We start from the raw sequence: 2479 nt of genomic DNA on the forward strand, positions 1-2479 counted from the left end.
CTCTACAATCCGCTCCGGGGCCGGCTGCGGCGCTGGACGGGGGGCTTCGGCGCGGACCGGCGCGTCGAGATTGGGCAGGTCCAGCAGCGGGCCGACGGGTGGAGCCGCGCGCTGCAGGCGAATGGCGCGGCGACCGTCCATCGCCGCCTGACTGATCAAGCGGGCGGCCTGAGCCGCTGTCGCGCGCCATTCGATGATCTCGGCGGCGCCATCCGGCGTGTCGCTGAATGGAGAGAGGGCGCGTCGCAACTTGGCTTCCGCACCAGCGGGATCGGCCAGCAGTTCGGCGATGGCGTCAGGGGCGTCCGACCAACCCGACAGGTCACCATGCCCGAAGACCCAACGTGCGGCCTCGGCCTCCGCCTCTTCGGAGATGCCCAACAGGTTCAACAGAGGCCCATCGCCGTCCTCCATGCCCAGCACGTCACGGATGAAGCCGGGGTCCAGAACTGGGGCGGCGAAGACGGCTTCGAATCCATCAGCCCAGACCAGACCGTGCTCGATGGCGGCCAATTCAATGTCGGTGAAGCCCAACGCCCTTAGCGCTGTGTGATCGACGCCGGGGGCTTCCGCCAGGGTGCGGCGACCGAACAGGTGGCGTTCAGCGGCTTCTACATCACCGCCTTCACGGGTGATGATCTGAGCCAAAGCCGGGTTCAGACGTCGCCCGATTTTGCCGTCGGCGGTCTGGAAGATGTCCACGGCCTTGATGGCCCCCAGGCCCAGACGCAGACGGGCGGCTGCATCATCGACGTACAGGCCAATAGCGGAGTGGCGGCGTGGCCTTGGCGCGGGCTGAGTGCTTGCGATTTCGCCTTTGACGTTGTCCCAGTCGGGCGCTGCACCGCGCACAGCGGCCAGTTCGACCGATGCGTCCGCTGCGCTGGCGGCGACGATGGCGGCCAGAGCCTCGCTGTGCGCCACAAGATCCGGTGTGGCGGCGGATGCAGTCAGCAGACCGTCCAGCCCCAGAGCAATCGAGCGCGGCGTCGCCGTCTGCAGATCCAGCGCCACGGTCCACAGTCGGGCAAGTTGCGACAGCAGAGCGGACGTGTCGCCTCCCAACGCTGTGACGGCGCCGAGGTTCAGGACGGCTCGGCCGCCGTTCTGCGCCGTCAGGGCCTCGGCGTCGCGCGGATCAAAGGTCAGGATCAGGCCGCCATCCAGCATGGTCTGGGCCGCCAGCAGGGCCTCAGGCGCGCCAGCTGCGATCTGGGTCCGGTCAGCCAGGGCGGCCAGGGGGAGTGTGTCAGGGATCAAAGCCGTAAAGGCGGAGGGCCGCTCGCCATCGGCGGCGCGCAGGATGTCGGCGTCACTGGCGCCGCAACGACGGGCGGCGGCTCCGGCGCGAGCGAGGGCGGGGTTGCGCGCCGGGTTGGCGCAGTCGCCCTGCGGTCCCTCGCAACGATCCACCGCGTCGGCGACGGCGCATAATGCGTCGGCCAAGGCTTCCGCCGCCTGAGCGCCCAATCTGGCGCCCGTGCGGTGCGCGCGGTGGTCCGATAGTCGCGCGGCGGCGCTGGGATCAGAAAGGTCGATAATCCCGACGGCGGTCGGGGCGCTGGAGGCAGGCGACGCAAGCCCCAGGCGGATGGAGGCGGCCAGTTCTTCTGCGAAGGTCTGTGCTTCGACTGCATTGGCGAAGACGCCGTCAGACAGGCCGGTCTGGGCCAGCGTCGCGATCCAGGCCTCAACGGCGCTGTTCAGCCAGTCGCCGTTTTCCGCGTCATCATCGGCCCAGTCCAGCCAGGCTTCGACCTGGGCGTCCGACCAGCCCGAGGGGGCTAGGACGGTCTGAACCGTGGCGGCACGTTCGACCTCGCGCGTCTCCATCGCGACTCGGTCTGCGAGGACGGTGAAGTCGGATTGAAAGCGCATTGGGCGAGGTCTCCCGAAAGCCTTCGCTCAGATTACGGGGTGTTATGGGGTGTTGCCAATATATCTGGTGGTCGCGTGCCGGGTTGCCCACAAGATATCGATTAAAACGGCGTGACCGGAAGTCGACCTGAACTCTGGACGAAGGGGGCGCAGGTTTCTATGATCGCTCCCAGCCGCCGGACCTCCCGCCGCGGCTGCATGACCTGGATTTCTAAGACGTGTTGAGCAAGATTTTCGGTTGGTGGGAGGGCGCCACGATCGGCACCCGTTTCACCATCGCCAAGCGTGGCCGCTATGTCGGCGCGGACGAGTTCGGCAATCGCTATTACGAGAGCCGCGACAACGTCAGCTATGACGGACGCAAGCGCCGCTGGGTCATCTATGAAGGCTATGCCGACGCCTCCAAGGTGACGGCCGATTGGCATGGCTGGCTGCACTACACCTTCGACCTGCCGCCGACGGAAGAGCCGTTGCCGCGTCGGTCGTGGGAAAAGGATCACCTGCCTAACCTCAGCGGCACGCCGTTGGCCTGGCGTCCGCCCGGCTCGCTGGCCAATGACGCCAAGCGTCCGGCTGCGACCGGCGACTATCAAGCCTGGAC

2 protein-coding genes are annotated in these 2479 nt (G+C 67.4%); one reads left to right on the forward strand and one right to left on the reverse strand.

Annotation, left to right across the window (positions count from 1 at the left end):
* Nucleotides 1-1878: TSCPD domain-containing protein (locus QZ281_RS00520; protein ID WP_292223385.1), on the reverse strand; the 1878-nt coding region annotated here is incomplete at its 3' end.
* A 218-nt stretch (nt 1879-2096) separates the two neighbouring features.
* Between QZ281_RS00520 and QZ281_RS00525 the strand changes: the two genes are divergently transcribed.
* Nucleotides 2097-2479, forward strand: a 383-nt coding sequence (locus tag QZ281_RS00525; RefSeq protein ID WP_292223386.1) for an NADH:ubiquinone oxidoreductase subunit NDUFA12, incomplete at its 3' end; no start/stop codon positions are given.

The sequence above is a fragment of the Brevundimonas sp. genome (genome assembly GCF_018608325.1).
Taxonomy (GTDB): Bacteria; Pseudomonadota; Alphaproteobacteria; order Caulobacterales; family Caulobacteraceae; genus Brevundimonas.